This window comes from Rhodococcus sp. 27YEA15, assembly GCF_049739425.1.
Taxonomy (GTDB): Bacteria; Actinomycetota; Actinomycetes; order Mycobacteriales; family Mycobacteriaceae; genus Rhodococcus_F.
In genome coordinates, this window is sequence record NZ_JBMHHW010000001.1 from 1,375,820 (window position 1) to 1,391,843 (window position 16,024).

Consider the following 16,024-nt stretch of genomic DNA (forward strand, 5'->3'; position numbering starts at 1 on the left):
TGATCAGAACCCACAAGGATGTGAGCCTCGAATGACCGACCGAGCACCTGTGCACTCAGACGACCTCGACGAGGAAGTAGTCAGTGCGCACCTACGTGAAGCCTTCCTCGCCGACATGGACACCGGAGACGGCTCCGCAGAAGAGACTGCCACCGGCTCCCCACTGCACACCGGCGGCGGTGATGCCGTCCGCGGGCGATGGGATCGAAGTCTGTCGGCGCACCTGAGATTGGGGCGGCGTCGTGACAGCAAGACCGCACTGTGGCGTGTCCACCGGCCGTCGGGACCCGACGGGATCGGCGCCGCGGTACAGATCGTCACCGACGACATGCCGCTGCTCGTCGAGTCCGTCACCTCGATTCTCACTCGCGAAGGTGTGGGGATCAGCCACTTCGCCCACCCGATTCTCACCGTCGAGCGTGACGAGTCGGGAAATCTGATCTCCTTGGGAAAGAACGGCATCCAGGAATCGTGGATGCACGTGCAATTGGAATCCGGCGCCCAGGACGACGTGCTCGACGCCGTCGAAGCGCAGCTCGGCCGAGTCCTTGCCGACGTTCGGCAGGTAGCGGCGGACACCGAGGACATGACCGCCCTCCAACTCGAGATCGCAGACGGTCTGCGCGCTGCTGCCGAGTCGGCCACCGGTCGCATCTCCGCCGACGAATTCGACGACACCGCCGGGTTGCTTCGCTGGATGGCCGACGGAAATTACGCGGTCCTGGGTTACCGGCAGTTCGAGAGCACACCGGATGGTTCGCGAACCGTACCGGGCAGCGGGTTGGGCGTTCTGCGGTCCGATGCCGTCTCGGAGGGGCCGCTGAGTTTACCGCCGGTCGCCGATCTCCCGGACCGGCCGCTGCTGGTGCTCACGCAGGGATCGTTCCCCGCTACCGTGCACCGTGCGGTCTATCCGTACTTCGTCGGTGTCTCCATCTTGGACGATGCCGGAAACATCGTGGGTGAGCACCGGTTCCTGGGCGTGTTCACCGTTGTCGCCCTGCACGAGAACGTGCTCGCCATTCCGCTGATCGAACGCCGCGTGCGGGAAGTGATCGCTCGCGCCGGAGTGGATCTGCACTCGTATTCGGGGCAGGCGATGCTCGAGGTGATCCAGTCGTTCCCGCGCACCGAGCTGTTCTCGAGTGACACGCAGACGTTGTTCGAGACAGTGCACGCGGTGCACGGCATCGGGGTCCGCAGGCAGGTAAGGCTTTTCGTTCGCGAGGACCCGTTCGGCCGCTTCGTCTCCTGTCTGGTGTACTTGCCGCGAGACCGGTACACGACACGGATTCGGTTGGCGATGCAGAACGCACTGTGGCACGAATTCGGTCCGGGCACTGTCGATTACACGGCTCGGGTTACCGAGAACGACGTGGCGATGCTGCATGTGACGATCCGTCGTGACGGCAACGGTGCTCCGGTTCATCCGGATGTCTCCGAAAGCAACCGCGAGCGGGTGCAGGCGCTACTGACCGAGATCAGTCGCAGCTGGAACGATCGGATCGCGGACCTGGTTCGAGGCAGCTCTCGCGTGGACCTCGATCTGGTGCAGAGATATTCCCGAGTGCTTCCCGACGGGTACAAGGAAGACTTCGAGCCCTCGCGTGCGCTGTCCGACATCGCCAGGCTCGAGGCACTGGCTCCCGGGGCCATCGACGTGTTGCTCTACCGGGCAGTCGATTCGGATCCGGGACAGTGGCGGTTCACCCTGTTCGTCGGCGGCGACGGTGTTTCGCTGAGCCAGGTACTGCCGGTGTTGCAGTCCCTCGGCGTCGAAGTTCTCGACGAGCGACCACACCGGGTGCAGCGTCTCGACGGCGTCACCTGCTGGATTTACGATTTCGGGCTGTCGGTACCACCGGATCTGCGGGCGTCGGTAGAGGTCGATCTCGACAGTCAGGTTCCGCTCGAGACCAGTAGCGACCCGTTGACCGCAGTGCAGAAGCGGTTCACGTCGGCGTTCGGTGCCGTGTGGTTCGGCCGAGCGGAAGCTGATCGATTCAACGAACTCGTCCTCCGCGCCGGCTTGACATGGCGTCAGGCCGTGATCTTGCGTGCCTATGCGAAGTACCTGCGACAGGCCGGTTTTCCCTACAGCCAGTTCCACATCGAGGGCATCGCGCTCACCCATCCGCGAACCGCGTCGGCGCTGGTGGAACTGTTCGAGGCGATGTTCGATCCGGACAACGGCAGTGAATTGCGCGTCGACGAACTCGAAGCTCAGGTGGGTGCGTCGATCGACGAGGTGCTCAGCCTCGACGCGGATCGCGTCCTGCGGGTCCTGCTCACGTTGGTGAAGGCGACGCTGCGCACCAACTTCTACGTGGTGGACGCGCACGGGCGTGAACGTGACTACCTGTCGGTGAAGCTCGATCCGAGTCGGATCGCCGAACTGCCCAAACCTCGGCCGGCGTTCGAGATCTACGTGTACTCCCCGGAGGTCGAAGGCGTGCATCTTCGCTTCGGCGCCGTTGCCCGTGGCGGCCTACGGTGGTCGGATCGCCGTGAAGACTTCCGGACAGAGGTCCTGGGGTTGGTGAAGGCGCAGGCGGTCAAGAACGCCGTCATCGTCCCAGTGGGCGCGAAAGGGGGCTTCGTGGTGAAGAATCCACCGCTACCCACCGGCGACCCGGCTCTCGACCGCGCTGCGACGTTGGCGTCGGGCCAGGCCAGTTACACGACGTTCATCTCCGGACTGCTCGACATCACCGACAACGTGCACCCGGACACCGCGGAGGTGGTTACTCCCGATCGTGTGGTGCGCAAGGACGGCGACGACAACTACCTGGTGGTGGCCGCGGACAAGGGTACGGCCACGTTCTCCGATCTCGCGAATTCCATTGCCGCGAAATATGATTTCTGGCTCGGAGACGCGTTTGCCTCGGGCGGTTCGGTCGGTTACGACCACAAGGGTATGGGCATCACCGCGCGCGGAGCCTGGGAAAGTGTCAAACGGCACTTCCGTGAACTCGGTCTCGACACGCAGTCGGAAGACTTCACGGCGGTCGGTGTCGGGGACATGAGTGGGGACGTCTTCGGTAACGGAATGCTTCTGAGCCGGCACATCAGGCTCGTCGGCGCGTTCGATCACCGGCACATCTTCCTCGACCCCGATCCGGACGCCGCCGTCTCGTTCGAGGAACGCCGACGTCTGTTCGAGCTGCCGCGCTCGTCGTGGGCTGACTACGACACGAGCCTGATCAGCGCTGGGGGCGGAGTATGGGATCGGACGGTCAAATCCGTCCCGATCGCCGAAAGCGCACGTCTCGCACTGGGTCTCGATGATGCCATCACGAAACTTTCGCCGCCGGATCTCATGCAGGCGATTCTGTCGGCCCCCGTGGACCTGCTGTGGAACGGCGGAATCGGTACCTATGTCAAGGCATCCACCGAAACTCACGCACAGGTCGGTGACAAGAGCAACGACGCCGTGCGCGTCGACGGAAAGAATCTGCGGGTGAAGGTGGTCGGCGAGGGCGGTAACCTCGGTGTGACCGCTCTGGGGCGCATCGAGTTCAGCGCCCACGGCGGCCATGTCAACACCGACGCCATCGACAACTCGGCCGGCGTCGACTGCTCCGACCACGAGGTCAACATCAAGATCCTCCTCGACTCGCTGGTGCGTGCGCAGTCGCTGCCCGGCGCCGAGCGGAATCCGTTGCTGGCGTCGATGACCGACGAGGTGGCAGCGCTGGTGTTGGCGGACAACATCGCGCAGAACGCGCTGCTGGGGGTGTCTCGACTCACAGCGCCGCAGATGCTCGGCGTGCACCGACGGCAGCTGACGGAGCTGAGCAGGACTCGGGGCTTGGACCGAAAACTCGAGGCGCTACCTGCGGACAAGGAGATCGAACGTCGACTACAGTCCGGAACCGGTTTCACGTCACCTGAATTGGCCACGCTCACCGCGCACGTGAAGCTCGCGCTCAAGGACGACCTGTTGGCGACGGAGCTGCCGGACGTCGACTACTTCACCCAGAAGATTCCGCAGTATTTCCCGACCGCTGTCCGAGACAGATTTCGCGCCGAGATCTCGTCCCATCCGTTGCGGCGGCAGATCGTCGCCACGGTGCTGGTGAACGAGGTCATCGACAACGGCGGAATCACCTACGCCTACCGGCTCGCCGAGGAGACGGGGGCGAGTAGTACCGATGCGGTGCGCGCATACTGGGCTGTACGCGAGGTATTCGCGCTGGACGAGATGTGGGGCCGTATCCGCGCGTCCAGAGTCAGCGCCGAGATCGAGGACGAACTGATCGTGGAGTCTTGTCGTCTTCTCGACCGGGCGTCACGGTGGTTCCTCGCGAATCGACCGCAGCCGATCGCGGTCGGCGCGGAGATCGCTCGCTACTCGGCTGCCTACCGTGCCACTGCTCCTGTGGTTCCCGACATGCTTGCCGGTCATCAACTCGACGATCTGTGGATCAGGGCGCAATCGGTGATCGACCGTGGGGCTCCGAAAGAGTTGGCGCTCGACGTATTCCGACTCCTGGACATGTATTGCCTCCTCGATATCGCCGATATCGCCGACATCGAGGACCACGACATCGTCGAGGTCGCGGCGCTCTACTACGCTCTCGACGCGCATCTGGGGATCGACTGGTTGCTCAGTGCGGTCTCGAGCCTCGAGCGTGGCGATCGTTGGCATTCACTGGCCAGGCTGGCGTTGCGAGACGATCTCTACAGTTCGCTGCGTCAACTGACGATGGAAGTTCTCGTCGGTGGCGAACCGGGGGAGTCTCCCCAGGAAAAGATCGACGACTGGGAGTCGACGAACGCCTCACGGCTGGCCAGGGCCAGGGCCGCTCTCGGGGAGATCTTCGGATCTGGGACGCTTGACCTGGCGACGCTCTCGGTGGCGGCACGTCAGGTTCGCAGCATGGTGCGCAGTGTGGGCACCCGATCGGAGGTAGGACGTTGAGCGAGGGATTCCACGCCCACGTGGTGGTTCGGTGGTCCGACATGGACGCTTTCCAGCACATCAACCACGCCCGGATGGTGACGCTGCTCGAGGAAGCGCGGATCCCATGGCTGTTCGAGGATTCCAGCCCCACCGTCACACTGCGTGAGGGCGCCGTGGTCGCCGATCTGCACGTCAAGTACAGAGGTCAACTGCGGCACGAGGATTCGCCACTGGATGTCCTCATGTGGGTGGACAAGGTCCGCGCGGTGGACTTCACGATCAACTACGAAGTGCGCCCGCACGGTGCCACCTCGGACACGGCGCCGTCCGTCGTCGCGTCGACGCAGATCGCGGCATTCGACATCGACACACAACGCTTGCGTCGCCTCAGTGGCCCGGAGCGGGAATTCTTGGAGAGCTGGCAGCGTGTATGAACGTGTCCTGAGCGTGCCGGCCGGGGACGAGCGGAAGAACCTGGCCGGCTTCGTCTCTCACGCCCTACGGCTGGACGAGGCCGCGGTCATTCGCTTGCGCAAGCGGGGGGCGGAGCACCTCAGTGCCTGGGCCGCAACGGGATTCGATGCGCTGGCCACCCGCACCGTCGTGGGTTCGGTCAACCCGGACGACACGTCGGCGGCGGGGGATCAGCTCCTGGCTGCACTCGAAGCGGCAACCGGGGGAGCGATCGATCCCGGGTTCGCGATGGACTCGGCCTGGCGAGGAGCACTCCCGCCCGAGGGTGGCTTCGAGCACCTCGAGGACGTTCCGGCTCGTGTTCTGATCGATCTGGCCAGGCGGGGTAACTCACTGGCCCGCGAGCACGGCAGCAGCCACGGGCCACCGGCCTCGTTACTCGATCAGGACGTGATCACCGTCGCCGGGCCCAGCGGGGCTGTCGGAATTTCGATGCGTGTCGTCTTCGCCTTGACGGCGATGGGATTCGTGCCGCACTCAGGACCGGATGCGATGTCGGCGGATATCGACCTGACCACGATCGACGAGTCGGAACAGGTTCGGGTGCGCGCCAGCCGGTCCTGGGTTCGGCTGGACGCCCGCTACGGCTCGATCTACCGCCATCGCGGCGGGTCGATCCCGCTGACCGTCGCCAGATAGTTTCCGGCAACGGCCAACGGCACATCGGGATCTCAGACCAACCAAGCTGCGGCGTTGACGGCGAGCTGGCCGTCGACGAGCGGAGCACTGCTGAGAATCAGCTGACCGGCCGGCAGGGCGATCGGTGCGTCCGTGGTGTTGAGTGCGCAGATCAGTCCGCCGCGACGCCGGAACGCGAGGCAGCCGGGTGGGCTGCCGTACCAGTCGACGTCGGGACCGGAGAACTCCGGCCGAGTGCCGCGCAATTCGAGGGCGCTGCGGTACAGCGAGAGCATCGAATCGACGTCCTCGATCTGGGCTTCCACGGTCAACGGCGCCCACTCGGCAGGCATGGGCAGCCACGTGGTTTCCGCTGTCGTGAAGCCGAACGGTGGGGTGGAACCCTCCCACGGCAACGGAACCCGGCATCCGTCACGCCCACGCTCGGTGTGCCCGGACCGTTCCCACACCGGATCCTGCAGGGCGTCATCGGGTAGTTCGACGTTCGGCAAGCCGAGTTCGGCGCCGTTGTAGATGAAGGCGGCACCGGGCAGAGCCAGCTCCACCAGGGCCATGGCCCGCGCCCGCTCGGTTCCGGCTTTCCCGCCGCCGTACCGAGTTACCTCGCGCTCGACGTCGTGATTCGACAGCGTCCAGGTGGGGGTACCACCGACCTCGGCGACGGCGTCGAGCGAGTTCTCGATGGCCTCCCGTACGGACTCCGCGACGAACGGCGTCTCGGCGAGACGGAAGTTGAAGCCGAGATGAAGTTCGTCCGGCCGAATGTACTCACCGAATTTGACGTTGTCTCGGACCCAGATCTCGCCGACGGTCATCGTGTCCGGGAACTCGTTCATCACTTTACGAATGCCGCGGTGGATTTCGTGCACGGCAGGGTTGTTGAAGCGCGGATCGTCGTCCGAGTTCCGCATGAGTTCGTTGAGCTGCCAGTCGTGATCGGGCAGGCCGTCCGGTTTGGCCATGCCGTGCGCGACATCGATGCGGAACCCGTCGATGCCTCGTTCGAGCCAGAATCGCAAGGTCTGGGCGAGGTCGTCGAACACCTCGGGGTTCTTCCAGTTCAGATCGGGTTGTTCGGTGGCGAAGATGTGGAGATACCACTGACCGGGGGTTCCGTCGGCCTCGGTGATCCGTGTCCAGGCCGGGCCGCCGAAGATACTGGGCCAGTTGTTCGGTGGCTCGTTGCCGCCGTCGCCGCGGCCGTCTCGGAAGATGTACCTGGCCCGTTCGGCGGAACCGGGCGCTGCGGCCAGCGCCGCCTGGAACCACTTGTGTCGGTTGCTGGTGTGATTGGGCACCAGGTCCATCGTCACCTTGATGTCGCGCTCGTGTGCGGACGCGATGAGTGAGTCCATGACCGCCAGATTCCCGAAAAGCGGATCGATGTCACGTGGGTCCGACACGTCGTAACCGTGATCAGCCATCGGGGATCGCATGACCGGGCTCAGCCAGATCGCGTCCACACCCAGCAATTCGAGGTAACCCAGACGCTCCTCGACACCGCCGAGGTCGCCGATGCCGTCTGCGTCGGAATCGGCGAACGAGCGGGGATAGACCTGGTAGAAGACCGCGTCGTTCCACCACGGCGGATCGGGCTGACTGGCGACGGACGGATCCGCAGGGGTACTCACGGGACTCATAGTGCCAAACGTCCGGGCTCGGTACGAGTCGGCGTCACTGAAAATCTGGTTCTTTACCTGTTCTTGGTGTACTTTGCACTCACGCAGTTACGGTGTTCGGCAATTCCGCTGTTACCGAACGGGGCGTATATCGGATTCCATTTCCAGGGGGCGTCACCATGGCATTGTCGACCATCGAAGCGGTCAGTCTCGACCGCATTCTCCTGGAGCACGACCCGATCAACAGCGACTGGATAATCTCTGGCACACCGGTCGCGCGGGCCGCTCAGTGGTCTGCAAGTAAAGACGGATCAACGACCACCCATGTGTGGGATTGCACCAAAGGTCGTTTCCGGTGGTACTTCCACGCCGACGAGATCGTCCACATCATGGAAGGCTCCGTCACCGTGGAAGCCGAGGGCGTCGCCAAGCGCACCCTGACGGTCGGTGACGCAGCTCTGTTCCGTGCCGGCAGTTGGTCGGAGTGGCACGTGGAGGACTACGTTCGCAAACATGCCATCTTGAGTGTTCCTCTGCACCCGACCGTTTCCCTCGGCGTCCGCGCCCTCAGGCGTGTCGGCAAGGTCTTCTCTCCCCGCCCCAGGCCGCGAATTCTGAAGGCGGAAGCCCTGAAGGCGGAAACTCGGAATGCGGAGGCCCTGAAAGCGAAAGCCCTGAAGGCGGAAACTCAGAAAGCGGAATTGACCATGGACGATGCGGCCATCTCCATGTAGTCGACCAACTGCTTCCGCCGGACCGCGTCCATCGTCTTCTCGTCGATGGACGCGATGGCGACGTGCATGCAGCGCAGCCACGCATCCCGCTGAATCGGGCCGATGACGTACGGGTTGTGCCGCATCCGCAGGCGCGGGTGCCCGCGCTCGTCGGAATACGTGTGCGGGCCGCCCCAGTACTGCTCGAGGAACATGCGCATGCGCCGCTCGGCGGGCCCCAGGTCGGCTTCGGGGTAGAGCGGTCGCACCACTTCGTCCTTCGCGACTTCCTCGTAGAAACGCGCGGTGAGTTTTTCGAACGTCTCGGCTCCGCCGACGGCGTCGTAGAAGGTCTGCTGTACGTCATTCATGGCACCGCCCATTGTGCCTGACGACACGCACGGCGCGTCCCGGGGTCGGACGGGCGGTTCACGTCACCGAGAATTCACGGTCCGTCCGGGCAGATTTGTGCGAAATGGGAGTGCGCGCGAGAAAAATCCGTGGTCAACTTGGGGGCAGTCTCCCGGAGGTCGAATGAAGAACCGACATGCTGCACGTAATCACCGACAACTCCAGCCCACTGGCACGCGGAAAGACCGCGCGGCAGGGGCTGTTCTGGAAGTTGTACCCGAAGGGTTCGGCCTTGCGTCCGACCCACTTTTTCCGGCCGAGGATTCTCGTCACGAGAAGTTCCCTCCCGATCCCGAAGTCCCGTCCTGGATCAAACGGCGGGTTCTGTTGCTCAACGTCACCTACGAGCCGCTGACGGCGCTGCCCGCGCGCCGTGCGGTAGTACTGATGGCCTGCGGAAAAGCCGATACCGTTCACGAAGACGAGCACGGCCCGGTGGTTCGTTCGGCCGACTGGTCGGTGCAGGTTCCGTCGGTGATTCGACTGCGCACCTACGTTCGTGTGCCGTATCGGGCTCGTATTCCCATGACCCGCGCTGCACTGATGCACCGTGACCATTTCCGGTGCGCGTACTGCGGAGCCAAAGCGGAAACCATCGACCACGTCGTTCCCCGAAGTCGCGGCGGTGAGCACTCGTGGGAAAACTGTGTCGCCTGCTGCGCGCCCTGCAATCACCGTAAGGCCGACAAGATGCTCAGCGAACTCGGTTGGGTGCTTCGAGCGGAGTTGGTGCCACCGAGCGGCCCGCACTGGCGATTGCTCGCGGCCACCAAGGAACTGGATCCGTCCTGGATGCCATATCTGGGTGTGGGCGCGGCCTGAACGAGAAGTGCAGCGAAATTTTGCTGCCCTGACGCCATGGTCCGGGACGTTCTGGGCTACCTTGTCTGGTGTGAGCATTCTCGAGGTAGTTCTGATATACGTTGGGATTCCGGTTCTGATCACTGCGTTCTTCGCGGTTGCGTCCTTCCTCGGGAAGAAGACGCCTGGCCCGGTTCCGCCGGCGTTCCACCTTGGCGAGTCGTGGGATCACGCTCCGGTGCTGTGGAGCGCGGTCGACGAGGTCACTGTCCGTGGCGGTCACCACGGCAGTGCACACGCCATCGAAGCCGGTTCGGCTGACCTGATTGGAGGATCCGCAAGTGGCAAGTGGTGATCATTCCAGCGCGCTCGCAATAGCGCCCGAAGACCTGCCCGTCGGCAGTGTCATCACCTCGAGTGGACGTGTCTCCGGTGTACACCGGATCGGCGACCCGTTCACCGACGATCTACCGTTCGAAGTCGAGGAACTCGTCGCACTCGATGTGGCGATCACCGAGGCGACTCGGGCGACCAAGATCCGCTTCAACGCGTACGTCGGCGATCTCGGAGCCGATCCGGCCGCCGGTGTGGCCGCGCTGTTCCCGACCACGCCCGAAGCCGAGCGCTCCATCCTGATCGCCGTTTCGCCGAACCAGCGAACCGTCGAGGTGCGTACCGGTCGAGCCGTGGCAGACCGGGCAACCGATCGTGTTGCGCAACTCGGCACCACCGCCGCTGTGGCATCCTTCAGTGAGGGAAACCTGATCGACGGATTGATCAGTGCAATCCGCGTCATGGCGGCAGCGATTTCCGCTCCGTAGCATTCAGACCGCGCACAGGCAGGTGCCCGCCCCGATTCACGAGAATCGGGGCGGGCACCTGCCTTTCGTGTGTCAGCTCGCGTCGAAAGTCCGGGCGGCGAGGCAGCGCACCACTGCGGCCTGTCCCTCGATGACGAGACGGCGCAGCGCCGACGGGATGTCGCCGGTGAGGAATCGGTCGGCGGCAGCGACGGACTCTTCGGAGATCGACCAGGCCGGGTAGAGGCCGATCACGACGGTCTGTGCGACTTCGCTCGAGCGTCGCTCCCAGACTGCGGCGATGTCGTCGAAGTATCGGGAGACGAACGGCTCGAGTAGTTCGCCTTGTCCTTCGCGGGAGAAACCGCCGATGATCGCGCGGGCGGTGATGTTGGGAACCGAGTCGTCACCGACCACCTTTGTCCATACTTGTTCCTTGACCGCTGCTTGCGGGCGGCCCGCGGCGGCTGCGGCTGCCTGACGGGCACCGGCAGCGGTCGGATCGCGCTGTGCTTCGGCGTCGATGAACGGGGTCTCGATCCCGTCGGCGTCGATGACACCGGCAGCAGCGAGAGCCCCGACGACGCGCCAGCGCAGATCGGTGTCGACGAGCAGACCGTCCAGACCGGCAGTAGCCGGATCGGCATCGAGCAATGCGCGAAGGACGTCGGTGTGCCGCGGTGAAAGCTGCACCCCGGTCAGTGCGTTCACGTAGGCCAACTGATGATCGGACCCGGCCTCGGCTGCGCGAGCCAGCTCGAGGAGGCGATCCGCGAACCGGGGCCACCCGGTCGAGGATGCCCACGCCGGGTCGGCGTAGCCGCCGATCGCGGTCTGTGCTTGCAGTAGAAGTCGCTGCACGACACCGACTTCGGTCTCAGAGCTGATGCCACGCTGAACGAGTGCCACGAAATCGCGGGCCTTGAGCTCGGCCTGACGGGTCATCTCCCAGGCTGCCGACCACACCAGGGTGCGAGGCAGTGATTCGGCGATGTCGCCGACCCGATCGACAGCGGTGGCGAGAGAGTCGGAATCGAGTCGAACGGAACCGTAGGTGAGGTCGTCGTCGTTGAGCAGGACCAGATCACCGCGTGACACCCCGACCAGTTCGGGGACGTCGGTGCTCTCGGCGGCGTCGAGGTCGAGCTCGACGCGGTGGCTGCGCACGAGTTTCCCGTCGACGTCGCCGTAGATACCGATCGCGATGCGGTGGATACGCCGCTCACCCGCGCCGGGGGCTGCACCGTCCTGTATCACGGCGAAGCGGGTGAACTTACCTTCCGAGTCGACGTCGAAGTCGGGGCGCAGGATGTTCAGGCCCGTGGTCTTGAGCCATTGCCTTCCCCAGTCGGAAAGGTCACGGCCGGAAGCAGTTTCGAGTGCGCCCAACAGGTCGTCGAACGTGGCGTTACCGAAGGCGTGCTCACGGAAGTATTCCCGCAGACCAGCCAGGAACGGCTCGAGCCCGACGTACGCCACCAGCTGCTTGAGAACGCTCGCACCCTTGGCGTAGGTGATTCCGTCGAAGTTGACCTCGACGGCGGCCAGATCGGGAATGTCCGCGGCGATGGGATGCGTCGAGGGCAACTGGTCCTGCCGGTACGCCCAGGACTTCTCCACGTTCGCGAACGTCGTCCATGCATTCGTGTATTCGGTGGCCTCGGACTGGCACAGCACCGAAGCGAACGTCGCGAAGGACTCGTTGAGCCACAGGTCGTCCCACCAGGTCATCGTGACCAGGTCGCCGAACCACATGTGCGCCATCTCGTGCAGCACCGTCTCCGAGCGGCGTTCGTACGAGTAGCGGGTGACCTTGGAACGGAAGACGTAGTCCTCGAGGAATGTCACCGCGCCGGCGTTCTCCATCGCGCCCGCATTGAACTCGGGGACGAACAATTGGTCGTACTTGCCGAAGGCGTAGGGAACACCGAAGTTGCGGTGGTAGAAATCGAATCCCTGTTTGGTCTCGGTGAACAGGCGCTCCTCGTCCATGAACTCGGCCAACGATGCGCGGCAGAAGATTCCGAGGGGGATCTCGCCGTGCTCGTCGGAGTAGACGTCGGTCCACTGCGCGTACGGTCCGGCGATGAGCGCAACCAGATAGGTGCTCATCTTCGGGGTGGTCCGGAAGACGTGCTTGCCGGGTTCGGCGATAACCGTATCGACGACGGCGGAGTTCGAGATCACCTTCCACGAGGTGGGCGCGGTGACGCGGAGGTCGAAGGTGGCCTTGAGATCAGGCTGGTCGAAGCACGCGAACATGCGCTTGGCATCGGCCGTCTCGAACTGCGAGTAGAGGTACACGGCGTCGTCGGTGGGGTCGACGAATCGGTGCAGCCCCTCACCGGTGTGCGAGTACACACAATCCGCGTCTACGACCAGTTCGTTGTCGGCAGCGAGATTCGGCAGGTTGATTCCGGTCGCCTCGTCGTACCCGGAAACGTCGAGGGCGGTGCCGTTGAGTGTTGCCGAATGAACCCGGGCGGCGACGATGTCGACGAAACTGCTCGCCCCGGCCGTCGCCGAGAACGTGACAGTGGTGATCGAGCGGAACGTCCCTTCACCGGGGGCGCCGTTGCCGTCCGTGAGATCGAGTTCGATCAGGTAATTCGCGACGGTCAGTTGTGCTGACCGCTGCGCAGCGGTTTCGCGTGTCAGGTTCGGTGCGACCACGAAGATCTCCTCGTTGATGGTGCGGATCTAATATGTCCATCCCATCACGAAGCGAACTGCTTCACCTCACGGACGTATCCGACAGCGCAATTGCCGGATCGGCCAGTCGCCGAGGGTCCACCGGGTGGGCTGACGAGACAAGTTCCTTGATGTCCTCACCGGCGTCCCAGATGTTCACGTTCATGCCGGCCAGCACCTTGTTTGCGCTATCGAGCCAGAATGCCAGGAACTCCCGCTTGTCGACGTCGCCGCGCGTGATCACCGACGTGTACGAGCCGTGCGGCGCGTGCCCGACGTATTCCATTCCGAGGTCGTACTGATCGGTGAAGAAATACGGCATCCGCACGTACTCGGCAGGGAGTCCGAGCATGGTGTCGGCCGCGATCTCCGGCTGGTTGAGCGCGTTCGCCCAGTGTTCCACTCGGATTCGGGTGCCGAGAATCGGATGCTGGGCCGCTGCGATGTCGCCGACCGCCACCACGTCCGGATCGCTGCTCTGCAGGCCGGCGTCGACGATCACGCCCCCGTCGACGTCGATGCCGGCTACCGATGCCAACTCGATGTCGGGCAACGCTCCGACGGCGATCAGTACCGCATCGGCGGGGATCGTGGTGCCGTCGGCCAGGGTGACGCCGGCGGCGCGCCCACCCTCTACGGCGATCGCACCGACGTCGGTGCCGGTGCGCAGGTCCACGCCGTTCTGCCGGTGCAGGTTCGCAAATACCTGCCCGATCTCCGGTCCGAGCGTCGACTCGAGGGGGAGGTCGGAGTGTTCCAGAACTGTGACGTTCACGTCGAAACCTCGCGCTGACGCCGCGATTTCCAATCCGATCCAGCCGGCGCCGATCACGACGAGTTTCTTGTCCGCCGCCAAGGCTCCCAGCAGCGCAGCCGCCTGATCTACCGTCCGAACGTAATGGACACCGTCGGCGTCGGCCCCGGGAATGTCGAGGCGACGCGAACGAGAGCCGGTAGCCAAGGCGAGTTTGTCGTAGGCGAGTGTCGACCCGTCCGGCAGCGAGACGGTGTGCGCTGCGACGTCGATTGCCGTCACGGTCGTGCCAGGTCGAAGGTCGACGTGATGGTCGCGGAACCAGTCGCCGTCGTGCACGGTGAATTCGGGGAGGGTCTTCTTGCCCGCGAAGAACTCCTTGGACAGTGGCGGCCGCTCGTACGGAAGGTGATCTTCTGCGCTGACGACGGTGATCTCGCCGTCGAAATCTCGCTTACGCAGGGCTTCTGCTGTCTTCGCACCGGCGAGCCCGCCGCCGACGATCACGAATCTCCGATTGGTGCTCATGCCTGAACCACTCCTCCGCAGTCGGGTACCTCGACAGTACTGCGACTGCGACGTCGTTCGTGAGTATCGCGGGAAGGATTGAGGGTCGATCGTTGTTGGCACAACAGGTGCGGGCAGGCACGCCCGCACCTGACATGTAACGACCGAAACATGAACGACAGGGAGTTTCTTCGTGAGCGCAACCTCGAGCACTACCAAGGACACTGCTGATTTCTGGTTCGACCCCCTGTGCCCCTGGTGCTGGATCACCTCGCGGTGGATTCTCGAAGCGCAAGAGGTACGTGACATCGAGGCCAAGTTCCACGTCATGAGCCTCGCCGTCCTCAACGAAGGCCGCGACCTTCCGGAGGCGTACCGCGAGACCATGGCAAAGGCATGGGGGCCGGTTCGCGTTGCGATCGCCGCAGCGCAGCTGAAGGGTGACGACATCCTTCTACCGCTCTACACCGCTCTGGGCACGAAGATTCACAACGAAGGCAACAAGGATTTCGACGAGGTGATCAAGCGGTCTCTCGAAGAGCTCGGCCTGCCTGCCGAACTCGCCGATGCCGCGAACACCGACAAGTACGACGAGGCGCTGCGCGAGAGCCATCACAAGGGCATGGACGCCGTCGGACCCGATGTGGGAACGCCCACGATCCACGTCAACGGTGTGGCTTTCTTCGGCCCGGTCCTCTCACGTATCCCGCGCGGCGAGGACGCCGGACGAGTGTGGGACGGCGCGGTGGCACTGGCGAGCTACCCGCACTTCTTCGAACTCAAGCGCACCCGTCACGAGAATCCGGAATTCGACTGACCACTGGGCACGGGCGGTAAGCCCGGACCAGGACCGATCATCTTCGGTTTGAAGAAGAGATGACCTGATCGCGTGCGGTTGCGCAGAGCAGCCGCACGCCAGGTCAGAACCGGGTGACTCGACAAAAGATTGACCAGCCAGGCGAAAAAGCCGGACTCGAGAGTTGCGCGGTCTGCCAGCTCGTCGAAGCCGACGAGGCCTACCAGATATTTTCCGGCACCGAGTACACCCATCGCGCCAGGTGCCCCCACCGGGCGGACGTGGAATCCGAAGTTGTCGGCGGTGTACTCCATCGAGCGGGAGAGCGACGACCCGATCACCGGAATGTAGTTCGACGCGAACTGCCCCAACTGCCGCCAGTAGGATGCGTGACCGGCCGCGATGTGGCCCACCTCGTGGCCGATGATGAAAGCCAGCGCATCCGGTTGCCTGGCTTGCCCGCCCACTTCGAACAGATCGCTGTACACGACCACGAACCGCCGAAATCCGTGGCCGGATGCGAAGGCGTTGATCTGGCCGTTGCCGAGAACGACGTATGCGTCCGGCGGCTTTCTCATACCGAACCGGGCCGCGGCCTCCGCCACCATCCGATATCCGTCGGGAAACTGGGTGGGCGTCATCTTGATACCGTTCACCTGCTGGGACGCGTACAACTGACCGCGAGCGAAGAACAAGATGATCGGAGCGGCCAACACCACCAGAATCCAGGTGGACAGGTCGCCGGTCGCGATCAGGATCACCGCCACGACATACGTGATCGCCGTGGTCAGAATCGCCAGAACGAGCAGAGGGATCTCCCAGGGATGCCGAACGGGAGCGCTTCCGGGCACCATTCGTCCGGGCCCTGATACCGATCGACCCGGGGGACCGGCTGCGAACGCCTGCGCCGGAT

13 protein-coding genes are annotated in these 16,024 nt (G+C 64.1%); 8 read left to right on the forward strand and 5 right to left on the reverse strand.

The genetic code is table 11. From position 1 onward, the window contains the following. Window positions 1-115: 115 nt before the first annotated feature. From ABH922_RS06355 to ABH922_RS06365, 3 genes are read left to right on the forward strand one after another with little or no spacing between them, the layout of a single operon-like run. Entirely contained in the window at window positions 116-4,924 is a 4,809-nt protein-coding gene (locus ABH922_RS06355) for an NAD-glutamate dehydrogenase (protein ID WP_424809584.1), read from the forward strand. Next, on the forward strand, window positions 4,921-5,340 hold the full coding sequence (locus tag ABH922_RS06360) for an acyl-CoA thioesterase (protein ID WP_424806111.1): 420 nt from the start codon (window positions 4,921-4,923) through the stop codon (window positions 5,338-5,340). The genes ABH922_RS06355 and ABH922_RS06360 overlap by 4 nt, the downstream gene beginning before the upstream one ends. Further along, window positions 5,333-6,019 (forward strand): hypothetical protein, encoded by a 687-nt coding sequence (locus ABH922_RS06365; RefSeq protein ID WP_424806112.1) that lies wholly within the window; start codon window positions 5,333-5,335, stop codon window positions 6,017-6,019. Before ABH922_RS06360 ends, ABH922_RS06365 begins: the two co-directional genes overlap by 8 nt. Window positions 6,020-6,051: 32 nt before the next feature. Here ABH922_RS06365 and ABH922_RS06370 read toward each other — a convergent pair whose 3' ends face one another. Continuing rightward, window positions 6,052-7,650, reverse strand: coding sequence for a glycoside hydrolase family 13 protein (locus ABH922_RS06370; RefSeq protein WP_424806113.1), 1,599 nt, complete (start codon window positions 7,648-7,650; stop codon window positions 6,052-6,054). Between the two features lie 167 nt (window positions 7,651-7,817). Between ABH922_RS06370 and ABH922_RS06375 the strand changes: the two genes are divergently transcribed. Then, window positions 7,818-8,372 (forward strand): cupin domain-containing protein, encoded by a 555-nt coding sequence (locus ABH922_RS06375; protein ID WP_424806114.1) that lies wholly within the window; start codon window positions 7,818-7,820, stop codon window positions 8,370-8,372. On the opposite strand, the gene ABH922_RS06380 is transcribed toward ABH922_RS06375, so the two are convergent. Continuing rightward, entirely contained in the window at window positions 8,327-8,722 is a 396-nt protein-coding gene (locus ABH922_RS06380) for a globin (RefSeq protein WP_424806115.1), read from the reverse strand. The two genes, ABH922_RS06375 and ABH922_RS06380, sit on opposite strands and share 46 nt — an antisense overlap. A gap of 163 nt (window positions 8,723-8,885) precedes the next feature. Here ABH922_RS06380 and ABH922_RS06385 point away from each other — a divergent pair, with 163 nt between their 5' ends. The 3 genes from ABH922_RS06385 to ABH922_RS06395 all read left to right on the forward strand — a co-directional run bounded on the left by ABH922_RS06385 (window position 8,886) and on the right by ABH922_RS06395 (window position 10,384). Beyond that, on the forward strand, window positions 8,886-9,584 hold the full coding sequence (locus ABH922_RS06385) for an HNH endonuclease (protein WP_424806116.1): 699 nt from the start codon (window positions 8,886-8,888) through the stop codon (window positions 9,582-9,584). 70 nt (window positions 9,585-9,654) lie between these two features. Next, window positions 9,655-9,918, forward strand: a complete 264-nt coding sequence (locus ABH922_RS06390; RefSeq protein ID WP_424806117.1) for a hypothetical protein — start codon at window positions 9,655-9,657, stop codon at window positions 9,916-9,918. Beyond that, the gene (locus ABH922_RS06395) at window positions 9,905-10,384 is read left to right on the forward strand and encodes a DUF5130 family protein (RefSeq protein ID WP_424806118.1); all 480 of its coding nucleotides are present in this window, start codon (window positions 9,905-9,907) and stop codon (window positions 10,382-10,384) included. The genes ABH922_RS06390 and ABH922_RS06395 overlap by 14 nt, the downstream gene beginning before the upstream one ends. A gap of 72 nt (window positions 10,385-10,456) precedes the next feature. Here the strand turns inward: ABH922_RS06395 and pepN are convergent, their stop codons facing one another. After that, window positions 10,457-13,036: an aminopeptidase N gene (gene pepN, locus ABH922_RS06400; protein WP_424806119.1), complete on the reverse strand. Its 2,580-nt coding sequence runs from the start codon at window positions 13,034-13,036 to the stop codon at window positions 10,457-10,459. A 61-nt stretch (window positions 13,037-13,097) separates the two neighbouring features. Further along, on the reverse strand, window positions 13,098-14,336 hold the full coding sequence (locus tag ABH922_RS06405) for an NAD(P)/FAD-dependent oxidoreductase (protein WP_424806120.1): 1,239 nt from the start codon (window positions 14,334-14,336) through the stop codon (window positions 13,098-13,100). 172 nt (window positions 14,337-14,508) lie between these two features. Here ABH922_RS06405 and ABH922_RS06410 point away from each other — a divergent pair, with 172 nt between their 5' ends. Next, on the forward strand, window positions 14,509-15,132 hold the full coding sequence (locus ABH922_RS06410; protein WP_424806121.1) for a DsbA family protein: 624 nt from the start codon (window positions 14,509-14,511) through the stop codon (window positions 15,130-15,132). Here the strand turns inward: ABH922_RS06410 and ABH922_RS06415 are convergent. After that, entirely contained in the window at window positions 15,108-15,965 is an 858-nt protein-coding gene (locus tag ABH922_RS06415) for a M48 family metallopeptidase (protein WP_424809585.1), read from the reverse strand. The genes ABH922_RS06410 and ABH922_RS06415 overlap by 25 nt on opposite strands. Window positions 15,966-16,024 lie beyond the last annotated feature (59 nt).